The 24,751-nt window shown below is 58.1% G+C and carries 22 protein-coding genes; 12 read left to right on the top strand and 10 right to left on the bottom strand.

Annotated features, from left to right (window positions below):
* The first annotated feature begins 24 nt into the window (after positions 1-24).
* From ACYVIS_RS18775 to ACYVIS_RS18760, 4 genes are read left to right on the top strand one after another with little or no spacing between them, the layout of a single operon-like run.
* Positions 25-1,041 (top strand): ABC transporter permease, encoded by a 1,017-nt coding sequence (locus ACYVIS_RS18775; protein WP_460874728.1) that lies wholly within the window; start codon positions 25-27, stop codon positions 1,039-1,041.
* A complete protein-coding gene (gene ddpC / locus ACYVIS_RS18770) occupies positions 1,042-1,923 on the top strand; it encodes a D,D-dipeptide ABC transporter permease (RefSeq protein ID WP_232742086.1) in 882 nt (293 codons plus the stop codon).
* Entirely contained in the window at positions 1,923-2,915 is a 993-nt protein-coding gene (locus tag ACYVIS_RS18765) for an ABC transporter ATP-binding protein (RefSeq protein ID WP_232742087.1), read from the top strand. Before ddpC ends, ACYVIS_RS18765 begins: the two co-directional genes overlap by 1 nt.
* Positions 2,912-3,964 carry an ABC transporter ATP-binding protein gene (locus tag ACYVIS_RS18760; protein ID WP_232742088.1) on the top strand — a complete coding sequence of 351 codons (1,053 nt, stop codon included), beginning with the start codon at positions 2,912-2,914 and terminating at the stop codon, positions 3,962-3,964. Before ACYVIS_RS18765 ends, ACYVIS_RS18760 begins: the two co-directional genes overlap by 4 nt.
* Positions 3,965-4,007: 43 nt before the next feature.
* Here the strand turns inward: ACYVIS_RS18760 and ACYVIS_RS18755 are convergent, their stop codons facing one another.
* The 5 genes from ACYVIS_RS18755 to ACYVIS_RS18735 all read right to left on the bottom strand — a co-directional run bounded on the left by ACYVIS_RS18755 (position 4,008) and on the right by ACYVIS_RS18735 (position 9,558).
* Complete coding sequence (locus ACYVIS_RS18755) at positions 4,008-4,997, bottom strand: hydroxyacid dehydrogenase (RefSeq protein ID WP_460874727.1); 990 nt, start codon at positions 4,995-4,997, stop codon at positions 4,008-4,010.
* A 22-nt stretch (positions 4,998-5,019) separates the two neighbouring features.
* Positions 5,020-6,099, bottom strand: coding sequence for a tartrate dehydrogenase (locus ACYVIS_RS18750; RefSeq protein WP_460874726.1), 1,080 nt, complete (start codon positions 6,097-6,099; stop codon positions 5,020-5,022).
* Positions 6,100-6,123: 24 nt separating this feature from the next.
* On the bottom strand, positions 6,124-7,017 hold the full coding sequence (locus ACYVIS_RS18745) for an NAD(P)-dependent oxidoreductase (protein ID WP_460874725.1): 894 nt from the start codon (positions 7,015-7,017) through the stop codon (positions 6,124-6,126).
* A gap of 74 nt (positions 7,018-7,091) precedes the next feature.
* On the bottom strand, positions 7,092-8,561 hold the full coding sequence (locus ACYVIS_RS18740) for an NAD-dependent succinate-semialdehyde dehydrogenase (RefSeq protein ID WP_460874724.1): 1,470 nt from the start codon (positions 8,559-8,561) through the stop codon (positions 7,092-7,094).
* 25 nt (positions 8,562-8,586) lie between these two features.
* Complete coding sequence (locus ACYVIS_RS18735; protein ID WP_232742092.1) at positions 8,587-9,558, bottom strand: 2-hydroxyacid dehydrogenase; 972 nt, start codon at positions 9,556-9,558, stop codon at positions 8,587-8,589.
* A gap of 131 nt (positions 9,559-9,689) precedes the next feature.
* Here ACYVIS_RS18735 and ACYVIS_RS18730 point away from each other — a divergent pair, with 131 nt between their 5' ends.
* The 5 genes from ACYVIS_RS18730 to ubiA all read left to right on the top strand — a co-directional run bounded on the left by ACYVIS_RS18730 (position 9,690) and on the right by ubiA (position 15,295).
* Positions 9,690-10,532 (top strand): FadR/GntR family transcriptional regulator, encoded by an 843-nt coding sequence (locus tag ACYVIS_RS18730; protein ID WP_232742093.1) that lies wholly within the window; start codon positions 9,690-9,692, stop codon positions 10,530-10,532.
* Between the two features lie 139 nt (positions 10,533-10,671).
* Positions 10,672-11,820, top strand: coding sequence for a mandelate racemase/muconate lactonizing enzyme family protein (locus ACYVIS_RS18725; RefSeq protein ID WP_232742094.1), 1,149 nt, complete (start codon positions 10,672-10,674; stop codon positions 11,818-11,820).
* Between the two features lie 32 nt (positions 11,821-11,852).
* The gene (locus ACYVIS_RS18720; RefSeq protein WP_232742095.1) at positions 11,853-12,833 is read left to right on the top strand and encodes a Bug family tripartite tricarboxylate transporter substrate binding protein; all 981 of its coding nucleotides are present in this window, start codon (positions 11,853-11,855) and stop codon (positions 12,831-12,833) included.
* Between the two features lie 168 nt (positions 12,834-13,001).
* A complete protein-coding gene (locus ACYVIS_RS18715) occupies positions 13,002-14,201 on the top strand; it encodes an aminotransferase-like domain-containing protein (protein ID WP_460874723.1) in 1,200 nt (399 codons plus the stop codon).
* 203 nt (positions 14,202-14,404) lie between these two features.
* Positions 14,405-15,295, top strand: a complete 891-nt coding sequence (ubiA, locus tag ACYVIS_RS18710) for a 4-hydroxybenzoate octaprenyltransferase (protein ID WP_460874745.1) — start codon at positions 14,405-14,407, stop codon at positions 15,293-15,295.
* A gap of 69 nt (positions 15,296-15,364) precedes the next feature.
* Here ubiA and ACYVIS_RS18705 read toward each other — a convergent pair whose 3' ends face one another.
* From ACYVIS_RS18705 to ACYVIS_RS18685, 5 genes are all read right to left on the bottom strand, one after another.
* Positions 15,365-16,198, bottom strand: a complete 834-nt coding sequence (locus ACYVIS_RS18705) for a citryl-CoA lyase (RefSeq protein WP_232742097.1) — start codon at positions 16,196-16,198, stop codon at positions 15,365-15,367.
* Positions 16,195-17,394 carry a CaiB/BaiF CoA transferase family protein gene (locus tag ACYVIS_RS18700; protein WP_460874722.1) on the bottom strand — a complete coding sequence of 400 codons (1,200 nt, stop codon included), beginning with the start codon at positions 17,392-17,394 and terminating at the stop codon, positions 16,195-16,197. Before ACYVIS_RS18700 ends, ACYVIS_RS18705 begins: the two co-directional genes overlap by 4 nt.
* A 66-nt stretch (positions 17,395-17,460) precedes the next feature.
* Positions 17,461-18,441 carry a Bug family tripartite tricarboxylate transporter substrate binding protein gene (locus tag ACYVIS_RS18695; protein ID WP_232742099.1) on the bottom strand — a complete coding sequence of 327 codons (981 nt, stop codon included), beginning with the start codon at positions 18,439-18,441 and terminating at the stop codon, positions 17,461-17,463.
* A 66-nt stretch (positions 18,442-18,507) separates the two neighbouring features.
* Positions 18,508-19,215: an RraA family protein gene (locus ACYVIS_RS18690; RefSeq protein WP_232742100.1), complete on the bottom strand. Its 708-nt coding sequence runs from the start codon at positions 19,213-19,215 to the stop codon at positions 18,508-18,510.
* Entirely contained in the window at positions 19,216-20,205 is a 990-nt protein-coding gene (locus tag ACYVIS_RS18685) for a hydroxyacid dehydrogenase (protein ID WP_460874721.1), read from the bottom strand.
* Between the two features lie 94 nt (positions 20,206-20,299).
* Here ACYVIS_RS18685 and ACYVIS_RS18680 point away from each other — a divergent pair, with 94 nt between their 5' ends.
* The 3 genes from ACYVIS_RS18680 (at position 20,300) to ACYVIS_RS18670 (ending at position 24,602) form a co-directional block, all read left to right on the top strand.
* Positions 20,300-21,292 carry a LysR family transcriptional regulator gene (locus ACYVIS_RS18680; protein WP_232742102.1) on the top strand — a complete coding sequence of 331 codons (993 nt, stop codon included), beginning with the start codon at positions 20,300-20,302 and terminating at the stop codon, positions 21,290-21,292.
* 186 nt (positions 21,293-21,478) lie between these two features.
* A complete protein-coding gene (locus ACYVIS_RS18675; protein ID WP_232742103.1) occupies positions 21,479-23,098 on the top strand; it encodes a GMC family oxidoreductase in 1,620 nt (539 codons plus the stop codon).
* 193 nt (positions 23,099-23,291) lie between these two features.
* Positions 23,292-24,602 carry a putative Na+/H+ antiporter gene (locus ACYVIS_RS18670; protein ID WP_460874720.1) on the top strand — a complete coding sequence of 437 codons (1,311 nt, stop codon included), beginning with the start codon at positions 23,292-23,294 and terminating at the stop codon, positions 24,600-24,602.
* The last annotated feature ends 149 nt before the right edge of the window (positions 24,603-24,751 follow it).

Below are 24,751 nucleotides of genomic sequence, written 5' to 3'. Positions count from 1 at the left end.
CCCGCAATTTAATTGAGGTTCCGGATGTCCTGGTTGCCGATCGTCAGAAAGCGGCTGTTCAGCCTGGTGCTGGTGGTGATAGGCGTTTCGCTGATCACATTCATTATTTCCCACCTGATTCCCGGCGATCCGGCACGTCTTATCGCCGGCGACCGGGCGACCGACGAAATCGTTGCGCACATACGCCGGAAGCTCGGACTGGATCTGCCCCTGTACCTGCAATACTGGCACTATGCGGTGGGCCTGGTGCACGGCGACCTCGGTACATCGATCCGCACCGGACGGCCGGTGCTCGAAGACATACGCGCCTTTTTTCCGGCTACGCTTGAGCTGGCGATCGTCGCCCTGTTCCTTGCAACTTTGCTGGGCATTCCGCTTGGCGTGATTTCCGCGGTGTATCGCAACAAGCCTGTCGATCAGTTCGTGCGCACGCTATCGGTCACGGGTATTTCCACTCCGGCATTCTGGTTGGGGCTGGGCCTGATCGTCTTGTTTTATGGTCGCCTGGGCTGGCTGCCGGGCGGAGGAAGGCTGGACCAGGGCCTGGGCCCTCCCAGCGACATTACAGGCTTTTACCTGGTCGATTCCCTGCTGACCTGGAATATCCCGGTGTTCCTGAATACGCTCAAGCATCTGATCCTGCCGGCGTTTACCTTGGGGTTTGTGCACCTGGGCATAGTCTCGCGGCAAATCCGCTCGGCCATGCTCGAGCAGATGGGCGAAGACTACGTGCGTACGGCGCGCGCCTTCGGGCTATCGCGCTGGACGGTCATCGTGCGCCATGCCTTGCCCAATGCGCTGATGCCCTCTATTACCGTGCTGGGCCTGGCGATGGGCGACTTGCTGTACGGAGCGGTGCTGACGGAAACCGTGTTTGGCTGGCCCGGCATGGGGGCCTACGTAGTCGAATCGATTCAGGCCCTGGATTTCCCGGCGGTCATGGGTTTCGCGGTGGTGGTGTCGTTTGCCTATGTGTTACTTAATCTGCTGGTCGATCTGCTGTATCGCTGGATCGACCCGCGTATTACAGGGGTGAATTGAATGGCCGGCGTGCCCGCGGCGCATCCGCGAAAACCATGGCGTGAGTCCTCGTCCTACATGGCCTATCAGCTTGGCAAGAGCCCCCTGACGATGTTCGGGCTGGGCCTGATTGTGCTGATGTGCCTGGCCGCGCTTTGCGCGCCCTGGATTGCGCCGTACAACCCCGACAGCATCAACCTGATCCATCGCCTGGCCGCGCCATCGGCCGCGCATTGGTTCGGTACCGACGAAGTGGGGCGCGACCTGTTCAGCCGCGTGCTGTATGGTGGCCGGCAATCGATAGGCGTGGGCCTGTTCGTGGCCTTTGCGTCCAGCTTTGCGGGATCCATTCTCGGCTGCTTTTCGGGTGTGCTGGGCGGCCGCATAGACAGCCTGATCATGCGCATCATGGATGTCGTGCTGTCGGTGCCTTCGCTGGTGCTGACCATGGCCCTGGCGGCGGCGCTCGGCCCCAGCCTGTTCAACGCCATGCTGGCCATTACCATTGTCCGGATTCCCTTTTATGTGCGCCTTGCGCGCGGGCAAACCCTCAGCGTTCGCGAAATGGCGTATGTCAAGGCGGCGCGCACTTTCGGCGCCACGCGCCGGCATCTCGTGTTCTGGCACATTATCCGCAATACCCTGTCGCCCATTATCGTGCAGGCCACGCTGGACATAGGCAGCGCCATACTCATGGCGGCGGCATTGGGTTTTATCGGCCTGGGCGCGCAGCAGCCCACTGCCGAATGGGGCGCCATGGTGGCGACCGGGCGCAATTATTTCCTGGACCAGTGGTGGTATGCCGTCTTTCCGGGCTTTGCCATTCTGATTACCGCGACGGGCTTCAATTTGCTGGGCGATGGCGTGCGCGACATGCTCGACCCAAGACAGAAGGTGAAATAGTGGCGCAACCAGGCGATCCCGTCCTCGATATTCGCGATCTTGCGCTGGAGTTTCCTGTGTACAAAGGGGCGGTCAAGGCGCTCAATGGCGTTTCGCTGAAAGTAGGGCCCGGCGAGGTGGTGGGCGTGGTCGGTGAGTCCGGCTCGGGCAAATCGGTGACGGCCATGGCGGCCTTGAAATTGCTTCCGCGCGATGGCTTTGTGATAACCGGGGGCTCGCTGAACCTGCTGGGCCACGATATCCTGAACGCCTCCGAGGCCGAGATGCTGCGGGTGCGCGGCTGTGAAGCGGCCATGATTTTTCAGGAACCGATGACAGCACTCAATCCCACCAAAAAAGTGGGTGATCAGATTACCGGGGTAATTCGGCGTCATCGGGCCTTGTCCAAAACACAGGCCGCGCAGAAAGCCGTCAAATTGCTGCGCGCCATGTACATTGCCGACCCCGAGCAGATTCTGCACAGCTACCCCTTCGAACTCTCGGGAGGCATGCGTCAGCGCGTCATGATCGCCCTGGCGTTTTCCTGCGATCCCCAACTGCTGATTGCCGATGAGCCCACTACGGCGCTCGACGTCACGGTACAGCGCCAGGTCTTGCTGCTGCTGCGCGAACAGGCGCGCGAGCGCGGCACAGCCATTTTGTTCATCACACACGATATGGCGGTCGTGTCGCAGTTCTGCGACCGAGTGTATGTCATGTATGCCGGATCGGTGGTCGAGCAGGGCCTTACCGCCCAGGTCATGGAGCGGCCCGCCCATCCCTATACCCGGGGCCTGCTCGGAGGTTTGCCGGAAAATGCAAAACCCGGTTCAGCCCTGCCGGCGATACCGGGCCAGGTGCCTAACCTGGCCGACCTGCCCGACGGCTGCGCGTTTCGGCCGCGCTGCGAGCGTGCCGACGAGGCCTGCCTGATCAAACCGGCGTTGCGGAGCTTGCCCGACGGCCGCGGCCAGGCGGCGTGCTGGCACGTTTTGCACGGAGGCAGGCAATGACGATTAACGCCGCGCCGCGCCATATTCCCGTGCTGACGCTGGACAAGGTCGAATTGCGGTTTCCCGTAGCCACGAATTGGCTGGGGCATCCCAAGTCGTATGCGCACGCCATCAATGGTATATCGCTGGCGGTGCATGCCGGCGAAACCCTGGGCATCGTCGGGGAGTCCGGTTGCGGCAAAAGCACCCTGGCGCAACTGCTTATGGGCCTGTTGACACCCACGCAAGGCACGGTGCGCTGGGAAGCCCCGGAGGCCGGCAAGCCCGCGGCGAATGTGCAAATCGTGTTTCAAGATCCGCAATCGTCGCTGGATCCGCGCCTGCCCGTCTGGAAGATCATTATGGAACCCGTATATGTGCGCGGCGGGGTCAAGCTGCACGAGTTGCGCCGCCGCGCCGCCCAGGTGGCGCAGCAGGTGGGCTTGCGCGACGAGCAGCTGGATCGTTTTCCGCACGAGTTTTCGGGCGGCCAGCGGCAACGCATCGCGATTGCGCGTGCCTTGTCATCCAGTCCCGATGTCATCGTGCTCGATGAGCCCACCTCGGCGCTCGATATATCGGTACAGGCTCAGATACTCAATCTGCTGCAAGACCTGCAGCGGCGGTACCAGCTGACCTATGTGCTGATTTCTCACAATGTATCGGTCGTACGCCACTTGTGCGATCGGGTCGCGGTCATGTATCTGGGGCAGATCGTCGAGCTGGGGGATACGTTGGAAGTATTGAACCAGCCCCGGCATCCCTATACGCAACTATTGCTCGACTCGGTGCCCAGGCTGGGCGAGCCCTTTGTCGATGGCAGTCCGGCGGTCAATACCGAGCTGCCCGGCAACCGGCGCTTGCCCACGGGCTGTTTCTTTGCCGATCGCTGTTCCAGGGTAATCGCGGGCTGTGAGTTGCCGCAGTTGCTGCGGCCTGTAGTCCAGGACTCGGGGCAGAGCCTGGATGGGCGTATTGCGGCAATGAGAACATCGGCCTCGATAAAGACAGCGGCCGACGCGGCCTTATGGCCTGCCCTGCGATCATGCCGTTGCCATAGGGTGTGTTGATTCTATGCTTCTGGGGGCCGGTTCTGCCCGGTTTTTCGCGATATCAAATTTTCTGTAGACGGAGCAGGCGAGCGCGAATATGCGATTCCGCGTCGGAGTTTACAAGGTGACGGGGCAGGGCTCCATTGAGTAAAGAAAAAGCTTGTTGAGCGGCGAGTTCGCTCATGCGTTGCATGCTTTGTTGCGTGATACCGGCAAGATGGGTGGATAGGATAAGATTCGGTATCGCAAGCAGCGGCGAATCGGCTGGCAGTGGCTGTTCTGTGAATACATCCAGAGCTGCTCCCGCCAGCCGTTTATTGATTAAGGTATCTGCCAGCGCCTGTTCGTCTATCACTGCTCCTCGGGCGACATTGACAAGATAAGCACCGGGCTTCATTGATGCCAGCCGTTCTGCATTGACCAATCCGCGCGTATGTTCGTTCAGAGGGCAGGTCAATACAAGGAAATCTGATTCTTTAAACAATATATCCAGGGATGCCTTTTCAATGAAATCGGGCATATGCTGAGGGTTTCTGCGATAGCCAATACCTCTCATTTTCAGTCCATAATGGCATATGCGCGCCACCTCGCAACCGACCGCTCCGGCGCCGACAATGCCCACTGTTCGACCTGTCAGCTCAGTAGCGCTATCAGATAGTTGACGTGCCGAATTCCAGCCATCAGATCGCAGCTTTCTTTCGACGATATGCAATTGGCGCGCAAGTGCGATCATCTGCCCCACAACATATTCGGCTACCGACAAGGCATTTACGCCTGGTGTATTGGCCACAGCTATGCCGAGCTTGGATGCCTCTTCTACAGGGATCATGTCCAGCCCGGCCCCATGCCTTATCGCGCCACGCAGCCGCTTTGTGCCTTCGAAAATATCTGTCGGCAATGTTGCCCGTACGATAATTACATCGGCGTCCCGCGATGATTCTCGCAGAGTGGGAAATGTAGTGTCGGAGGCGAGTCTGACATCCGCCTGTGAACTCAGCAATGCCATGCTGGCGGGATGAATGGGATTGGTCAGGAGAACGATAGGACGCATAAGGTGAGATGTTTGGAAGTGGTCAGGCTACGGCCGCAATCTTAGCGATTGCCTTGCCGAGATCCGATGTCTTTGCGCGGCCACCCAAATCGGGTGTGCGAGGATTGTCAGCTTCGCTCAGTACGAGTTCGATAGCACGCATGATGGCCTTCGCCGCTTCGGTTTCGCCAAGATGCTCCAGCATCATGGCGGCCGACCAGATCTGGCCGACGGGATTAGCGATTTCCTGGCCCGCGATATCGGGTGCGGAGCCGTGTACGGGCTCGAACATGGAGGGGTGTATCCGTTCGGGATTGATATTTGCGCTGGGAGCCACAGCTATGGTACCTGTGATGCCCGGACCCAGGTCAGATAGGATATCGCCAAATAAATTGGAGCCTACCACTACATCGAAGCGTTCGGGGGACATGACGAAGCGAGCGGCTAAAATATCGATGTGGTATTGATCGGCACGAACATTTGGATGATTCGCAGCCATTGCAGCGAAGCGCTCATCCCAGAATGGCATGGAATGGTAGATGCCATTGGATTTTGTGGCCGAGCTTACATGCGGCCGCCCCAGTGTCTGGGCCAGATTGAAGGCATAGCGAAGAATCCGATCGGTTCCGCGCCGGGTAAACACCGCTTCTTGCGTCACAAACTCATGTTCGGTACCTGCAAACATGCGTCCTCCCAATTGCGAATATTCGCCTTCCGTATTCTCGCGCACTATCCAAAAATCGATATCGCCAGGGTTTTTGTTTGCTAAAGGGCACGGGATGCCTGGTAATAGCCTTACCGGTCGCAAATTGACATACTGGTCGAACTCCCGCCGTATCGGGATCAGCAGATTCCAAAGCGAGATATGATCCGGAACCCCCGGAAAGCCTACTGCGCCAAGCAGAATCGCGTCGTTGTCGCTTAGCCGGGCGATGCCGTCGTCCGGCATCATCTTGCCCATTGTTTTGTAGCGCTCGCAGTTCCAATCGTAATGAGTATATTTGAGCTTGAAGTCGAAACGTGCGCTTATGGCATCCAGCACTCGCAGGCCTTCAGGCATGACTTCATTGCCGATCCCATCGCCCGGAATGACAGCGATCGAGTAGGTTCTGTTGGCAATCACAATATTTTCTCGAATGTAGGAATATTAAAGAGATGGGCGTATCATCGCGTCCGAATCGGCCAAGATACTGATGAGCTCTGGCACGGAGGCCTGAGACGAACCCAGTTGGTTTCCATACGCGTAGGCTTGCCGGACAGCTTCAGCCGTGGCGTGTGGGGCGCCTATCTCTGCGGCCATTGTTGTGTAGTAAGTCATGTCTTTCAGCGCATTGGCAAGTGAGAAGCGGAAGCCCGAGCTATCACGGGATTCGATATAAGGCTGTAGGCGATTGAGCACCACTCCGTCACCGCCTCCGTTCGCTAGAATCTGGATCAGGACCTCGGGCTTTATCTTGGCACGTTGCGCGCAGGCGGCGGCCTCGGCCAACACAGCTGAAAATCCCAATGAAACAAAATTATGTATAAGCTTCATCTGATGCCCTGAGCCCACTGGCCCTGAAAATACGATATTTTCGGCATAGCACTGCAAAAGTGGCTTGCATCGTTCAAAGAGTGCATGATCTCCGCCTACGATCAGATTCAATCGGCCTTCGGCCGCTTCTTTCGGCGTGCGAGTCATGGGGGCATCGAGAAAAAGGCCGCCCGCTGCTTCAATAGCCCGCGCGATCTTTAAGGTCGATGAGGGAATGGCGGTCGAGCAATCTATTACGATGGTGCCCTGCGTCATGCCTTCGAGCAATCCGCCTGCTCTATATACGACATCTTCGACCTGAGGCGTGCCTGTCAGGCACAGGATCACCACATTGGATTGTTGCGCTACGGCAGATGCCCTATCCGTTTTTACAGCACCGGCGCCGAGCAGATCTTCCACAGATTGATTGCCTGGATGATCCAGAAGCAGCATTGAATAGCCATGCTTGAGAATGTTGAGAGCGATGCCGTGGCCCATCAATCCCACGCCGATCAGGCCGACCTTCATGTTCGAATCTGTCATATTCTATTTATTTCCATTAATAAATTAAGCCGGTGGATCAAACACAAACCTCTGAGACTTTATGCCTTGCGCATTTGACCCAGGCCGCCAGCACATATGTATTTAATTTCGACGTAATCATCGATTCCGTATTTCGAGCCTTCCCGGCCCACCCCAGATTCCTTTATGCCTCCGAAGGGAGCGAGCTCAGTCGAGATAATGCCTTCGTTCAAGCCGACGATGCCGCATTCCAACGCTTCGGCTACCCACCATGAACGCTCGTAGTTGGTGGTGTAGAAATAGGCGGCAAGGCCGAATGGGGTGTCGTTCGCCATGCGTATAGCGTCGTGGTCGGATTGAAAACGGATCAGCGGAGCCACGGGACCGAACGTTTCCTCATTCATCAGCTTGGTATCGGGCGAGACGTTGATCAGGATAGTGGGCTGAAAAAACAAGCCTCCCATCGGGTGGGCTTGCCCGCCCGTCAGTACCGTGGCGCCCTTCGAAAGCGCATCGCCTATATGTTCTTTGACTTTATTTATGGCCGCTGAATCGATGAGAGGCCCTAGAGTCACCCCATCGTCCAGGCCATTACCGACTTTCATTGCATCGACCGCCACCTTGAGTTTGGCGGCAAAGGTATCATAAACGGCTTCTTGGACAAAAATCCGATTGGCGCATACGCAAGTCTGCCCTGCGTTACGGAACTTCGAGGCTATGACGCCTTCTACTGCTTTGTCCAGATCGGCATCGTCGAAAATAATGAACGGTGCGTTTCCGCCAAGTTCCATAGAAACTTTTTTTACTGTGCTGGCGCATTGCGCCATCAATAACTTGCCGACTTCTGTTGATCCGGTAAAAGACAGTTTGCGCACCAAGGGGCTTGAAACGAGTTCGTGGCCCACGACGCCGGAGGCTCCGGTAACGACGTTGAACACGCCTGGCGGCACGCCCGCTTCCACCGCTAGTGCCGCCAGTGCGAGGGCCGAAAACGGAGTGGCCGAGGCGGGCTTGACAACGATAGTGCAGCCGGCAGCCAGTGCCGCGCCGGCCTTGCGGGTGATCATGGCATTGGGAAAATTCCATGGAGTTATGGCGGCCACAACGCCCACCGGCTGTTTGATTACTACGATGCGCCGATCGGCGTTGGCGGCGGGAATCATGTCTCCGTAGACACGTTTGGCTTCCTCGGCAAACCATTCAAGGAATGATGAGCCGTAGGCGATTTCGCCACGAGATTCTTGCAGTGGCTTGCCTTGTTCCAGAGTTAGAATAAGCGCGAGGTCTTCCTGATTTTTCATGCATAGGTCATACCAGCGCCGAATGATTCTGGACCGCTCTTTTGCGCTGATGCCGCGCCAACCAGGTAGCGCGTCATGAGCCACGTCGATGGCATCTCTCACATCCGATCCATTGAGTTTTGGGACTGTGCCGATTTCTTTACCATCTGCCGGATTCACCACGACAATGGTTTCCCGGTTTGTGGCATCGGTCCAATTGCCATTGATATGGCATTGTTGGCGGAAGAGGTCCTTACGTTGCAAATTCATAGCCTTGGGTTCCTTGTAATTCGGTTCAAATGAGTAAATTCAGAGGAGTCCCGCCCTGCTCCAGCTCGACCAGGCCATCGATCAGAAGTTGCCCCATTGCGTTGCGGGTTTCTTCGGTGGCGCTGCCGATATGCGGTGTCAGGAATACATTATCTAAATTACGATAACGCGGATCTATATGGGGTTCGTTGGCAAAGACGTCCAGTCCGGCGGCAAATAAGTGCCCGGCTTGCAGCGCTGTGATTAAAGCGTTGTCGTCTATCAGATCACCGCGCGAAATGTTGACGATAACCGCCCCGGCGGGAAGTAGCGCCAAGCGTTGGGCGTCCATGATATTTTTAAGTTCCGACGATCCTGGTGCAGCCAGCACAAGAATATCGCTCGAGCCAAGCAGGCTGCCGAGCGAGTCATGGTAGATTGCACCGCTTTCCAGGCCGACATCAAGCCGACGGCGATTGTGATAATGGATTTCAAGACCGAAGCCTAGAGCGCGGGCTGCGATGGCTCGCCCGATGCGGCCCATGCCGAAAATCCCCAACCGCCGTCCGACTAGTCCTTTCCCGAGCAGTTGTGTAGGTGCCCATCCCGGCCACGTCCCTGTGCGGACCATGCGATCGGCTTCGAATCCGCGCCGACAGGCATTCAGTAGCAGGAGCAGGGCGATTTCGGCGCAGGCATCGCTCAGGACATCGGGCGTATGCAGGACCCGCACTCCGCAGGATTTTGCGGCAGCCAGGTCGATATGGTCGTGCCCCACCGACAACGTCGCAATTGTTTTCAGTTCGGGTGCCAAATGCCGCACGACATTTGCATCTATGAATTCGGTGGCCGTGACAAACAGTACTTCAACACCCTTGGCTCGCTGCATGATTTCCTCCGGAGCGATGATGCAATCGTCAGTGTTGAAAACCAGATTGAAGCGCTGTGCCAGTTGTTTTTCTATTACAGGCGTGAAGCGCCGGCATAGGAAGGCCTTTGATTGCTTGATTTGGCTCATAAGATGCTTGAGTTTGCTGAAGAGATAAAGTTTAATTAATTTATCATACCAATTTATAATATGAATGTGTCAATAAATTTTATTTGAATGTTATGATGACATCCGATTTCCCAATGCTTTCAGGTGCTTATATGTCTCTACAAAACAGTGGGCGCGACATCGGCCCTTCGGCCACCGAGCCGACCTTGGCCGACCGGATTACCGAATTGCTTGCTTCTCAGATTCGCAGCGGCAGCTATCCGGTCAATGCGCGTCTGCCGACCGAAAAATTCATGACAGAGGAATATGGTGTAAGCCGCACTGTGGTGCGGGAGGCCATCTCGCGGCTCAAATCCGAAGGATTGGTGGAGACTCGGCAGGGTAGCGGAACAGTGGTTCTGGACCCCAAGAATTCCGAGGCATTCAGGTTGGGAAGGGCAGACGATAATCCCGCCAAGGCTGTGGTGCGCATCATCGAATTGCGTCGCGGTATCGAGGCGGAAATGGCGGCATTGGCGGCAGAAAGGCGTACTGCGGCTGAGATGAACCAAATCAAGCGTGCCTTGAAGGAAATCGATAAAACGGTCAAAGAGGGCGGCAATGGCGTTGATGAAGACTTGGAATTTCACATGGCCATCTCGCGTGCGACGGGCAATCCGCACTACACCGCCTTGCTCGGATTGTTGACACGGGCGCTGAAAGACGCAATCCGGGTGACGCGAGGCAATGAGGCGCGCCGCGATGATCTGGCGGGGCAGGTTCGCGACGAGCACAATGCAATTTGCCAAGCCATTCAGGCACGCGACGTAGCGGCCGCGCGTGCGGCTGCGTTTCGCCATATGCAAAACACAGCGGTTCGTATCGAGCTCGCCGAAAAAGACTATTGGGCCGGCGATAGCCGCAAGGCCGCGCAGCGGTTGGCGAAAGCAGATCTTGGAGCCGTACTTGGCGGTACGAGTTCCGAGCTGAATCCTGGGAAAAATAAAAAAAATTAACTTCATTGAAATGTTGTGTGATATATTTATCATACAAATTATGGGCTCCGGCGTGCTTACAAATGAGCGGAGTGTCATCCCGCCCGGCCCAGCAAGGCCGGGATGCTGATCATCACCACATGAACCAAGAGAGGGTGTAATGAAAATCACGCAAATCACGGCAATCCCATTGTCGTACCGTTTGCCTGAAGGCAAGACAGTAACCATGGGTGTGGGAAGCACGCTCAAGCGCGATGCGATCATTATCCGAGTGGAAACCTCGGAAGGAATCACCGGATACGGGGAATCGCATCCCGGGCGTAGCCCGGGGGCCATAGTCAGCCTTATACACAACACTCTTGCGCCGCTATTGGTAGGCTACGACGCGACCGACGTAATCGGGGCCTGGAAACGGGTGCACCGTATGCAGTTCTCCAGTCACGGCCTGGGAGCCGGCGCCGCTTTGGCCTATTCCGGCATCGACATGGCCCTCTGGGATATACGCGGCAAGGCGGCCAATATGCCTCTATATAAATTATTGGGTGGCGGGCAGCGCCGCATTCCTGCTTATGCTGGCGGTATTTCGATGGGTTACCAGCCGCCCGAAGACTTGGCCGACGAGGCTCGCGGCTACCTGGATAAGGGCTATAAGGCGGTAAAGCTGCGCATCGGCGACACAGTAAAAAACGACATTGATCGCATAACCCACCTGCGCAAGGCATTGGGCGATGATATCGACATCCTTACCGATGCCAATACCGCATACACCATCGCCCAGGCCCGGCGAGTGTTGCCGGTGCTGGCCGATATCAAGGCCGGCTGGCTGGAAGAGCCGTTTGCCTGCAATGATTTTGCATCGTATCGCGAGGCGGCGCGCATTACTCCGCTAGTTCCAATAGCCGCCGGCGAAAACCATTTCATGCGTTTCGAGTTTGCGCAAATGCTTGAAGCGCGGGCGGTTCAAATCTGGCAGCCAGATCTTTCCAAGACGGGTGGCATCACCGAGGGCGTCCGGATCGCGGCGCTGGCTTCCGCATTCCAGATACCTGTCAACGCCCATAGCTCCGCCACTGGGCTCAACCATGCGGCCACACTACATTTTCTTGCCGCCACCGAGAACGCGGGCTACTTCGAGGCTTGCGTCTCGAAGTTCAATCCCTTCCGCGATATGTTCGGGGCCACATTTGAAATCGGTGCGGACGGGTGCGTGGAACCGCCCGAAGGACCGGGCCTTGGAGTCAATGTCGACGAAGCAATCTTTAAGGAATTTCCGGTGGTCGATGGCCCGGGCTATGTTGTCAAATTCTGATTTTCAGCTTAAATGAGTCGAGGAGATAAAAAATGAATAATTTTAAAAAAATACTGATAACGATTTGCGCGCTTCTGATCGGCGCTATAGGAGTCCCTAGCGAAGCAGCACAGAAATACCCTGATAGAGAGGTCCGTATTGTTGTGCCCTATACCCCAGGCGGCTTCAATGACACGTTTGCCCGCACAATAAGTCATTATTTGACGACAGATTGGAAAGAGTCTGTCGTGGTAGAGAACCGGCCAGGAGGCAACACCATTATTGGCAATTCGTTCGTGGCTAGGGCAGCGCCCGATGGTTATACATTGTTGGTGACGCCTTTGCCTTTTTCGTCCCTGCCGGGCTTATATGGCAAGAAACTACCCTATGATGCATTGAAAAATTTCGACCCTGTGGTGTGGGCTGCCAGCACCCAAAATGTTTTGGTGGTGCGCAGCGACTCCAAGATAAAGACAGTAAAAGACCTGGTTGACTACGCCAAGAAGAATCCGAAAAAAGTCAATTATGGATCTACTGGTACGGGCTCATCGAACCATCTGTCCATGGAACTCTTCATGAGCATGACGGGTACTCAAATGACTCATATACCCTACAAAGGCAGCTCTCCGGCGGTAGTGGCGTTGTTGAGCGGCGATATCGATGTGTTCTTCGACAACATGCCAAATGTCTTGCCGCAAATCCGCGCTGGAAAGTTTCGCGCAATAGCGACCACTGGCTTGAAGCGTTCCCCTTTATTGCCCGATGTGCCTACCGTAGCAGAGTCCGGCGTGCCCGGCTATGAGGTAAATGTATGGTTTGGTCTCCAGGCGCCGGCAGGTACCCCGGCGAACGTGATAGCCAAGCTGAATAAAGACGTGGTTCAGGTGCTGCGAACTCCCGCAGTTGTAAAGCAATTTGGTGATCTTGGAGTCGAAGTCGTGGCCAGCACACCCGAGCAATTCGACCAGTTGTTAAGTTCGGAAATCAAAAAATGGGGCGATGTGGTCAAGGCGGCTCATATCCAGTTGGAATGAGTCGGGAATCAGCTTTATGTCTTGTCTGTTGCACGGCTCAGGTCCCTGGGGCTGTGCGACAGTAGTCTGTATGCCTGAATTTACGCATAGCCTGATTCCACCAGCAATTTCCTGAAACTTGCAGTAATCTACAAAGTTATTTGTTTATTTCCGGAAATCCGCAGGATCATGACGTCGTCTGCCCAACCCTATACTTTTTCATCGCGCGCGAAAAACCTTACAAGCTCAGCCATACGCGAGATTCTCAAAATCACCGAGCGGCCTGAAATCATCTCGTTTGCCGGCGGTTTGCCCGCTCCGAAAGGATTTCCGGTAGAAGTCATCAACGCCGCGTATGATCGCGTCCTCAGCCAATTGGGCCGTTCGGCCCTGCAATACGGCCCTACCGAAGGTTATGCGCCTTTGCGCGCCTGGGTGGCCGAAGACCTGAAGCGCGTAGGCGCCATGGATATTACCCCCGACGAAATCCTTATCGTGTCGGGTTCGCAGCAGGCCCTGGACATGCTGGGCAAGCTGTTCATCGACCCGGGCAGCAAAGTACTGGTCGAGGCGCCCAGCTACCTGGGTGCGCTGCAGTCGTTTTCCCTGTTCGAACCCGAGTATGTGTCCGTACCCACCGACGGCGGTGGCCTGATTCCCGAAGGCCTGACAGACGAACGCGTGAAAGACGGGCGCTTTATCTATGCCTTGCCCAATTTCCAGAACCCGACTGGCCTGACCCTGAACCTGGCGCGGCGCAAGGCGCTGGTCGAACGCTGTGCAGCCGTCGGCTTGCCGATTATCGAAGACGACCCCTACGGCGACTTGCGTTACGCCGGCGAAGCCCTGCCGGGCCTGCTGGGCCTGGGGCGCGCTGCGGGCGCCACCGTCATTCGCCTGGGTACGTTTTCCAAGGTGCTGGCGCCCGGCCTGCGCCTGGGCTATATTGCCGCGCCCAAAGAGATCATTTCCAAGCTGGTGCAGATCAAGCAGGCCACCGATCTGCATACCGCGTCGATTACGCAAATGGCGGTGTATGAGGCCGTGAAAGACGGTTTCCTGACCACCCATTTGCCCACCGTGCGCGAGTTGTACAAGCAGCAATGCGGCTATATGCTGGATGCGATGGCGGCGGATTTCCCATCGACTGCGGCCTGGACCAGGCCTGAAGGCGGCATGTTTATCTGGGTCACCCTGCCCGGGCATATCGACAGCAGCGAATTGCTCGCGCGGGCGATCAAGGAAAAAGTCGCGTTCGTGCCCGGCGCGCCGTTCTACACCGGAGACGACGCGCAAAACAACACGCTGCGGCTCAGCTTCGTGACCGTATCCGAGGAAAAGATCCGCGAAGGCATTGCGATCCTGGGCCGGCTTATCAAAGAAAGCTGAATAACAGCACAGTGCCGTCGCGGCGGGCGGGTACACGGCGGAGAGTCAGACGGCGAACAGCTTGCGTATTCTTACTCTCGTCAGCCGGGTTAAAATTCATTTCCGCTTTCCCCGGCCGCAAGCCGGGGCCCGAATGACGATCTCAATCTGAAACAAGACAAGCCGTGAATACGCCTGAGCCTGCCATTCCCGATCTGTCCGACATGCGGCCCGACGACTGGGTCGAGCGTTGGTTGCCGCGGTCGTGGGGGCCCTATGCGCGCTTGTGCCGCCTGGATCGCCCCGTAGGCACTTGGCTCACCCTGTTGCCCTGCCTGGCGGCGCTGGTGCAAGCCGCCGATGGCTGGCCCACGCTCTGGCGCCTGTTCATTTTTTCCCTGGGTGCCTTGCTGATGCGCGGCATAGGCTGCACCATCAACGACATCTTCGACCGCGACATCGACCAAAAAGTCGAACGCACCCGCTTCCGGCCCCTGACCAGCGGCCAGCTCACCCTGCGAAACGCCCTCTATTTTCTGCTCGGGCAATTGCTGGTGTGCGCGCTGCTGCTGTTTGCCGTCAATGCCTACAGCCGCTGGCTGGCCGTCTTGCTCTTGCCCTTCGTTGTGGTGTACCCCTTGTGCAAGCGCTTCACCTATTGGCCGCAGGTCGTGCTGGGCATTGCATTCAACTGGGGCATGCTGATGGCCTGGTCCGACACGCAAAACATCGTGCCCATCGCTGCCATAGCCATGTGGGTGGGAGCGGTGTTGTGGCAGGTGGGCTACGACTCGATCTATGCCTACGTAGACGTGCGCGACGACAAGGAACTGGGCCTGCACTCCACCGCCATGCGTTTTGCGGACAAGGGCAAGCAATGGATCAGCGGCTTTTACATCGCTACCGTCCTGCTGTGGCTGTATGCCGGAATTGCCCTGCACATGGCCTGGGGCTACTACCTGGTCCTGGCCGTCATCGCCGGGCACTTCGCGTGGCAAATACGTATCTTCGACCTGGCCCGTCCCGATCGCAACTTCATGCTCTTTCGCGCCAACATCTGGGTGGGTGTGCTCATGATCATCGCTGCACTGGGTGGCACCCTGATGGGTAATTAAATAACAAGCACCAAGGGTGGCCATGGGGCGGCTACAAGGACCGCCCCTGCGAAGTCCAAACCACGGCAGTCACCGCTTGGGCACCTCTCGTGCCGCCACACCCTCGTACGTGGGCAGATACTGTCGCGGAATCGGCCCCTTGTTGCGGCCGCCTTGCCCGCTTTGCTCCCACGCATGAGCCAGAATCCCAACCGAGCGCGACAGACAGAAAATTCCCCGCGCCAGCGGTGCCGGAAAACCCAGCTCGGCATAGATAACCGCGCTTGCGCCATCGATATTCATCGGAATCCGCTTGCCCTTTTGCGCCGACAGCTCGCGTTCCACGGCCCTGGCAATCGCCGCGAACCGCCCCGACACCTCGCCCTGCGCCGCGGCCTCGTCCACCAGCTCCAGCAATCGCGGCGCGCGCGGATCGACAGGATGGAAGCGGTGTCCGAAGCCCGGTATATATTTACCGTGGTTCTCCGTAAAGTCCGCCAACACCTTCCGGACCGCCGCGGTCTCGTCCTGGCCCTCGGCAACAAGCGCCGCGATATCGTGATACACGCCCACCGCCTGCTCGCCCGCGCCGCCGTGCACATCGCCCAGCACATTCACGGCCGAGCCCATCGCATTGTTCAGGCCTACACCGCAGGTAACCGCCATGCGCGCTATGGCAATGCTCGGGGCTTGCGGCCCATGATCCACCGATGACACCAGGGCCGCCTCCAGCAGCGCGCCTTGCGCCCGGCTGGGCAAATCGCCGCGCAGCATCAGCCAGATCATTTCGGCAAAACCGATTTTGCCGATCAAGTCCTGGATCGCATAGCCGCGATAGCGGATGCTGCCGGGCTTCATATCGATGATTTCGGTGCGCCACCAATCCTTGCTGGCCTGCCCATCGTCGGGTGTCTGTGTAGTCATACTATGCCTTCCTGGTTGAAGCGGGCGATATCCTCGCGAGAATAGCCCAACTGCTCAAGCAACTGCTCAGTGTCCTGGCCCAGCACAGGCGGGGGCAGATCGACTGCCGGGGCTCTATTGTCGAGCTTGATGCCGCTGCGCACAATCCGGATATCGCGATCCACGCCAGGCACATTCTCGAAATTGGCAATCATGCCGCGCTCGCTTATTTGCGGGTGCGCCAGCACGTCCTTGACCTCGTAGACCGGCCCCGCCGGAATGCCGGCGGCCGTCAGCAAAGGCCACCATTCAGTCGCCGGTCGACTGGCCAGGGCCTGTTCAATCAGTTCCTTCAAAAGCCGGCGATTCTGCAGGCGCGATTCTCTCAGCGCAAAACGGCTGTCCGCCGCCAGATCGTCGCAGCCCAGAATCCCGCACAATGCCTCGAATTGCTCCTGCTTGTTCGCGGCAATATTCAGCAGGCCGTCGCCCGTCCTGAAGGTTCCGGACGGACTGGCCGTAATGTTCTCGTTGCCCATGGGCCGCGGCTCCTGCCCCGCATTCAGGTAGTTGGACACAGCCCAGCCCATCGTGGCAATGACCGATTCCAGCATCGACACATCGATGAATTGCGCCTCGCTGCGGGACGTATCGGCCAATGCCGCCGCCACCGCGAATGCGGCAGTCAGGCCGCCGATCGTATCCGCCATCGGATAACCGACCCGGTACGGCGCGTTGTCGGGGCCTCCGGTGATGCTCATCGTTCCCGACATGCCCTGAATGATCTGGTCGTAGGCCGGCAGGTTTTTCAGAGGGCCATCCTGCCCGAAGCCTGAAATTGCGCAATAAACCAGTCGCGGCTGGTGCTGGCGCAGTACCTTGAAGCCCAGCCCCAGGCGGTCCATGACCCCGGGCCTGAAATTCTCGATGAGCACATCGGCGTCCTTGACCAGGCGCAGGAATATTTCCTTGCCTTCGGCTTTTTTCAGATTGAGGGTAATGGAGCGCTTGCCGGCGTTCTGCGCCAGGAACGAAAGGCCCATGAGCCGGTTGTTCAGGTCCGGGTCGGCGCCCAGTTGCCGCGCCAGGTCGCCGGCGCCTGGCGTTTCCACCTTGATGACATCAGCCCCCATCAACGCCAGTTGATGGCCGCAGAAAGGCCCCGCCAGGACATTGGTCAGGTCCAGGACCCGGATGTTTTTTAATGGTTTTGTCATGATGAAGACATGCGGGTCCGTGCCGAATCGGCAGAGTGAGGCGGGGTTCAGGCCGCCCCGGGTTTCTTAGTTGTTAATGGTCAGATGAGCTTCTTTGATGATCTTGGACCATTTGGCCGAGTCCTTTTCGATCGTCTTGCCAAATTCATTGACGGATCCGCCCAGCACCACATTGCCTTCGTCCATGATCTTGTCGCGCAGAGTCTGCCCTTTCAGCACTTCATTGATATGCGAATTGAGCAATTCGATGACTTCTTTGGGCGTTCCCGCGGGCACCAGGATACCTGTGAGCGATGCCGATTCAAATCCGGGCAGCGTGTTCGCCAGGGGAGGGACATTGGGGAACTGGGGGATGGACTGCAACGTGGTGATCGCCAGCATCCTGACGTTGGCGTTTTTCAACTGAGGCAGCGCAGCGGGCGCCGAGGCGAAGAAAGCGTCGACCTGGCCTCCCAGCAAATCGGTCATGGCCGGCGATGCGCCCTTGTAGGGCACGTTCAGGACTTCCAGGCCGGCTTCCTTGGCGAAGAAGCGGCCGGTGATGTCGCCCACGGTACCAGTGCCGGCGTTGCCTATGGTCAACTTGCCCGGATTGGCTTTGGCGTACTTGATGAGTTCGGCAACCGATTTATAGGGCTTGTCGGCCCGCACCACCAATACCATGGGCTGCGAAGCCACGGAGGCGACCGGCGCGAAATCCTTGGCGACGTTGTAGGAGATTTTCTTGTACAGGTAGGGGTTGATCGACAGGTTCGACGTTTGGCCCAGCGCCATGGTGTAGCCATTGGGCGCCGACCGGGCCAGAGCGCCCATGCCCACCGTGCCGCCCGCACCCGGACGATTCTCGACAATCACGTCCCAGCCGTATTTTTTCGACAAGGCGGTGCCCAGGAATCGGGCCATGGTGTCCGTGCCGCCGCCGGGAGGGAACGGTACCACCAGCTTGATGGGCTGGCTGGGGTAGGCTTCGGCGTGGGCTCCGGGCGCCGCGACCAGGATGCTGGCCAGCATCGACGCGGCAGCCAGGAATGTGCGTGTTTGAATCATGAAATCTCCTCGATTTTTTATGAATAAAAATATCCAGCGGGTTCTGGATGAATCGCCCGACCGGGCTTAAATAGGCAGGCCCTTGGCCCGCAAGACGGCATCGAACCGCTCTGGGTCCGAGCTTCCTTTTTCGTTGGAAAGGCGGATGGCCGCTTCTTTTTCCAGGTGCGCACGCACGCGCGGCAGCAAGGCTTGTACTTCATCGGCCGGAATGCAGATCACTCCATCGGCATCGCCCAATATCAGGTCGCCTGCGTGCACGACCATGCCCGCGCAGGCCACGGGAATATTGATTTGTCCCGGGCCGTCCTTGCTGGGGCCGCGATGCGTGTGGCCTTTGGCGAATACCGGCATCTTGCCGTCGGCCCATTCGGCCAGATCGCGAATCGCGGCGTCCAGGACAAAGCCGCCTATCTTTTTGGTCAGGGCCGTGGTTCGCATCAGCCCGCCGACCAGAGCCTGCGACACATCGCCGCCGCCATCGATCACAATAATGTCGCCGGGCCGGGACATCATGAAGGCCTTGTGTATCATCAGGTTGTCGCCTGGCCGCACACGCACGGTCAGCGCCCGGCCGCACATGATTCGATGCACATCGTTGTGATAGGCGCGCAAGCCTTGCGCACCAATGATGCGCCCCATGCAATCGCCGGCAACGGCCACCGGAATATCGGCAAACGACGCAATCAGGCTGTCGCTCAAGAGCGCAGGCATTTCATTAATACGATAACCGGTCGGCCATTGGCCGGCTTCGGGAGGGCTTGCTTCGGGCATTTACGTTCCTTTGTGTTGGAGGTTCAGGCTGCTGTAGTTCACGACGCTGGCTGCCGTGATTTCATTGCGCTTCAGGTAGCCCAGCGCGTTGTTCACCGCGCCCACCGCCATGGCGGCCAGGGCGGCCGGCGTCGATCCACCCACGTGCGGGGTCAGCACGACATTGCTCATCTGCCGCAAGGGGCTGTCGGCGGGCGTGGGCTCCACCGCCGTGGTATCCAGTCCCGCGGCAAATAGCTTTTTACTGCGTAATGCCTCGATCAGGGCGATTTCATCGACGACTTCGCCGCGCGCCGTGTTCACGACAATAGCCTGTTCGGGCAACAGGGCCAGTTGATCCTTGCCGATCAGGCCTTGCGTAGCCTGGGTCAGGGGAACGTGCAGGCTCAGTATCTGGGCGCGGGCCAGCAGATCGTCCAGGCTTGCCGTCAGTTCCACGCCATCTTGCATGTCGGCGGCCTTGGCATAAGGGTCGTACGCGCATACGCGCATGCCGATCGCCTGGCAAATACGCGCCACAATCCGGCCGATTTGCCCGTAGCCTATCAGCCCCACCGTCCGGCCTTTCAGTTCCAGCCCGTTTTGCCGGCGCGGCCACTGGCCCGCCTTGATTTCGCTGTCCATATGAGGGATGGATCGCGCCGCGCTGAGCATCAGGCCCACGGCCATTTCGGCGACCGATTGGGCATTGGCCCCCGGCGTCGAAAAAACCGGTATTTGCCGTTCCGTGCAGCTGGCCACATCGATATTATTGACGCCGACTCCGTGTTTCGAGACCACCTTCAGGGTGTCGCATGACGCAATCGCTTCGCGCGTCAGCGCAACGGTCCGGGAAATGACGCCGTCGACCTTTTCGCTGCGCAGAATGCGTTCGACTTCCGCGGGCGAGCCGTCTCCTTCCAGAAACAGGGTCCTGCAGCCTTCCCGGTCCAGGATGGCCAAGCCCTCTGGGCTAAGAGTGCGCGCGGTAATAAAAATGGTGTGGGACATTATTTGGATTCATGTAGGCAAGAGGACCGTGGTGGCCATTAAATCCAATTACTGATATAAACGTCTATTCGATAATTGTGATGAATCAATTGCCATGGGTTATGAATTGAACATCGAAATTCGCGATCTTCGCTACTTCGAGACGATTGCCGAATTGGGGCACTTGGGCAAGGCCGCCGATGTGCTGTGCCGCAGCCAGCCCGCCCTGACCAAATGCATACACCGGCTGGAAAGTGAAATAGGGGCGGCGCTTTTCGAGCGCAAGGGCAGGGGCCTGGAGCTGACCGCGGTGGGCAGGGAGTTTTATATCCGGGCCTCGAAAATCTGCGAGGCCAGCGACCGCTATCTAAGCGATATGAAGGAATTCATTGCCGGCTCGGTAGGCAAGGTGCGGGTGGGCTGCGGGCCGATTACGGCCGATTATCTGCTGCCCATCATCTGCAACCTGGTGCTGCGACATGCTCCGCAGGTTTCGCTGGAAATCATGATCAACACCAATTATTTCCTGAAAGAGCAGATCAAGCTCGACCGGCTCGACCTGATTGTGGGGGTGGTCACCGACGATGACGAATTCAGGCATCAGGCCTTCATTGACGATACGGTGGTGGTGGCGGCGCGCAGGGACCACCCGATTTTCAGATCGGGACGTGTGAAATTGCCCAATCTGCTGGACTATCAATGGATACTGCCCACCACCTTTGTCGGCAGCAGGAGGTGGCTGGACAATGTTTTCCTGGCGCACAAGCTTGAACGGCCCAGCGCTCATATCGAGACCAATTCGCTGCCCTCGATTCACGACGTCATAGGCAGTACGGACCTGTTGTGTTTCCTGTCGAGGCTCACGCTGGAGCACCCCAAGACTCGCGGCATGCTCAAAGAGGTCAAGTTGAAAGAAACCACCATGGTGCGCAAATTGGGTCTTACCTACCCGCACGGATCCCTGACGCCGGCCACCGCCAAACTGATCGAACTGCTCAACCAGCATCACGGCGCCCATACCGCCACCGTCGTCGACGGCGCCTATCCCGTGGACATTGTCGGCGCCGATATGCGAGAGCCCGCAAGGGGCTCCTCCACGAATCCGTAAGGGCTTCCCTGCGAGCCTGACGCGGATCGGTCATGCATTCATGCCGCTCCCGGCATGGTTCGCTTTCGGCTGGATGTCAGGTAGCGCCCGCAGGCTTGCGCTACAGTTATACCTTACAGGCACATCGCATTTCATAAGCCGGGCCGGCACATGGCCTGCACAAGAAAACTGCAAGGAGACGCGGTCATGGTGGCTCAGGCACCACAAACTACAAATCTGGAGTTTGATTACATTATTGTGGGCGCCGGATCCGCAGGCTGCCTGGTGGCCAATCGCTTGTCGGCGAATCCGGCGCACAAGGTCTTGCTGCTCGAGGCCGGCGGCCGCGACAACTGGCGCTGGATCCATATCCCGGTCGGCTACCTGTATTGCATCGGCAATCCGCGCACCGACTGGTGCTACCGCACGCAGCCCGACCCGGGCATCAATAACCGCACTCTGGGTTACCCGCGCGGACGAGTACTGGGTGGCAGCTCGTCCATCAATGGCATGGTCTACATGCGCGGGCAGGCGGCCGATTACGACGGCTGGGCGGCGCTGGGCAACGCGGGCTGGGGCTGGGAAGATGTTTTGCCGGTTTTCAAGCGGGTTGAAGACCACCACGCCGGCACCAGCGAGTTTCATGGCGCTTCCGGCACGTGGCGCGTCGAGCGCCAGCGCCTGTCCTGGGAGGTGCTCGACGCGTTCCGCCAGGCGGCGGCGCAAGCCGACATTCCGGCCATCGATGATTTCAATCGCGGCGACAACGAAGGCTGCGCTTATTTCGAGGTCAACCAGCGGCGCGGTGTTCGTTGGACCGCAGCCAAGGCATTTCTGCATCCCATCGCCAACCGCCCGAATTTGACCGTGCTGACCGGCGCCGAGGCCCAGCGCATTGTCTTTGCCGAACGCCGGGCCGACGGCATCAGCTTCCTGCATGACGGCGAAAAGCGTTTCGCCCGTGCCCGCGCCGAGGTAATCCTGTCGGCGGGCTCGATCGGGTCGGTTCAACTGCTGCAGGTATCGGGGGTCGGGCCGGGGCCTTTGCTGCAATCGCTGGGAATCCCGGTGGTGCATGACTCGCCGGGAGTGGGCCAGAACCTGCAGGATCACTTGCAGTTGCGCCTGATCTACAAGGTGCAAAACGCCAAGACGCTGAATACCATGGTGTCGTCATGGTGGGGCAAGGCCAAGATAGGCCTGCAGTATGCATTGCAAAAAAGCGGACCCCTGTCCATGGCGCCATCGCAGTTGGGGGCGTTTGCCCGATCCGGCCCCGATCAAAGCCGTGCCAATCTCGAATATCACGTGCAGCCTTTGTCGCTGGAAAAGTTCGGCGACGACTTGCATGACTTTCCGGCCATTACGGCGTCGGTTGCCAATCTGCGTCCTACCAGCCGCGGGCATGTGCAAATTACCTCGCCGGATGCCGCCGATGCTCCCGCCATCCTGTGCAATTATCTGCAAACCGAAGAAGATCGCCGCATTGCCGCCGACAGCATACGCCTGACGCGCAAGATCGTGGCGCAGCCCGCGCTGGCCAAATATCAGCCGCAGGAATACAAGCCTGGCGCGGCGATGTCTACGCAGGCCGAGCTGGAAGCGGCCGCCGGCGAGATCGGCACCACGATTTTTCACCCGGTGGGCACGTGCAAGATGGGCGTTGATCCCCTGGCGGTGGTCGACCCTGAACTGCGCGTGCTGGGCGTGCAGAATCTGCGTGTGATCGATGCATCGATCATGCCTACCATTACCTCGGGCAACACCAACTCGCCGACCATCATGATTGCCGAGAAGGGCGCGCAGTTTATTCTGGCCGCGAATTGAAGGGTTCGGCGGGACAGGCTGACAATTTTCTGAATGTTCGTGCGACAATTCGCTCTGGCCCCGCGATGCTTGTACATGTGGTCCGCGTACCTTGCCGGATCGCAAACCTTCTCTGGCCAAAAACATACACAATATGTGTGCCAGCCCGCGCCAGTACGGCTTTGCGCTGTCCCCTCCATAAGGTTTATCAGTAATGCCAAATCCGATCGAGCTTGTTGCAACCATCTTGTTTGCGATCGCCATCATCCATACGTTCTCCGTGCCGATCTTTGCGCGAATGGCGCATCGTGGCAGCCGCCACGCCGGTCTGTGGCATTTGCTGTCCGAAGTCGAGGCGGTATTCGGAGTATGGGCGTTTATTGTGCTCGTGATCATGGCATTGATGGCGGGCGTCGATCATACCGTCCACTACATGGATACACGCAACTTCACCGAGCCTGCGTTTGTATTCGCAATCATGGTGGTGGCTGCCAGTCGTCCCATTCTTGATTTGGTGGGTGTTGTGGTGCGTGGCGTGGCCAGAATCCTGCCGGTGCGTGCCGAGCTGGCCACTTTTTTCGTAACCCTGTCGCTGGTGCCCCTGTCCGGTTCATTCATTACTGAACCGGCCGCCATGACTCTGGCGGCCTTGCTGTTGCGCGATGGCTATTTCAAGCGGTCCAGGCATACCGGGTTCAAGTACCTGACGCTGGGTGTATTGTTTGTGAATGTGTCGATAGGCGGGGTCCTGACCTCGTACGCGGCTCCTCCGGTGCTGATGGTGGCGCATACCTTTGGCTGGGATGCCGCGCACATGGCGACGCATTTTGGCTGGCGCGCGGCCAGCGCGGTCATTATCAATGCCGGTGTCCTTACGCTGATATTCCGCAAATACCTGATCGAGGGGGATCATGCGGCGAACGAGGCTGCGAGCGGTAGTGCGGATGTGGTCGACGCTGCGGCCGGGAAGGCGCGGCCCGATGTGCCCCTGGCCGTCATGGCGGTTCATTTATTGTTTCTGCTGGGCATTGTGCTGGGCGCCCATCACCCCACTATTTTCATGGGGCTCCTGTTGTTCTTTATCGGCTATACCGAAGCCTACAAGCGCCACCAGAATCCTTTGATGATTAAAGAAGGCCTGATGGTGGGCTTTTTCCTGGCTGGCCTGGTGGTGTTGGGCGGCTTGCAGAAGTGGTGGCTGCAGGACTTGCTGGCAGGTCTCGAGCCTGTGGTCCTGTACTGGGGGGCGACAGCCTTGACGGCGATTACCGATAACGCGGCGCTGACCTATCTGGGTTCCCTGGTCGACGGCACGAGCGATCTATGGCGCTATATGCTGGTGGCCGGCGCCGTGACCGGCGGCGGTTTGACCGTAATCGCCAACGCACCCAATCCCGCGGGTTTTTCGATTCTCAAGAATTACTTTCCGGATGGCGCTATTTCACCTTTGAAGCTATTGTGCTCGGCGCTGGTTCCCACGCTGGTCGCCGCGTTTATGTTTCTGCTGCCGAACGCCTTTAGTTAGAGTATTTTTGGTTTAGGTGTTTACGGTGCTGGACGCGTTTCAGTCGATTTTTTTTGAGCCGTTCGTTCAGGTTTTAGCTTATTGCTTTGCACTTTGTACTTTGGGCGGTAGTTCTATAAAGACGCCGCAGGGTGGGCGGTGCTGTGTAG

The organism is Paralcaligenes ginsengisoli (assembly GCF_054781135.1).
The sequence above is the reverse complement of the archived record's forward strand: the minus strand, read 5'-3'. Positions and strand labels throughout refer to the sequence as shown.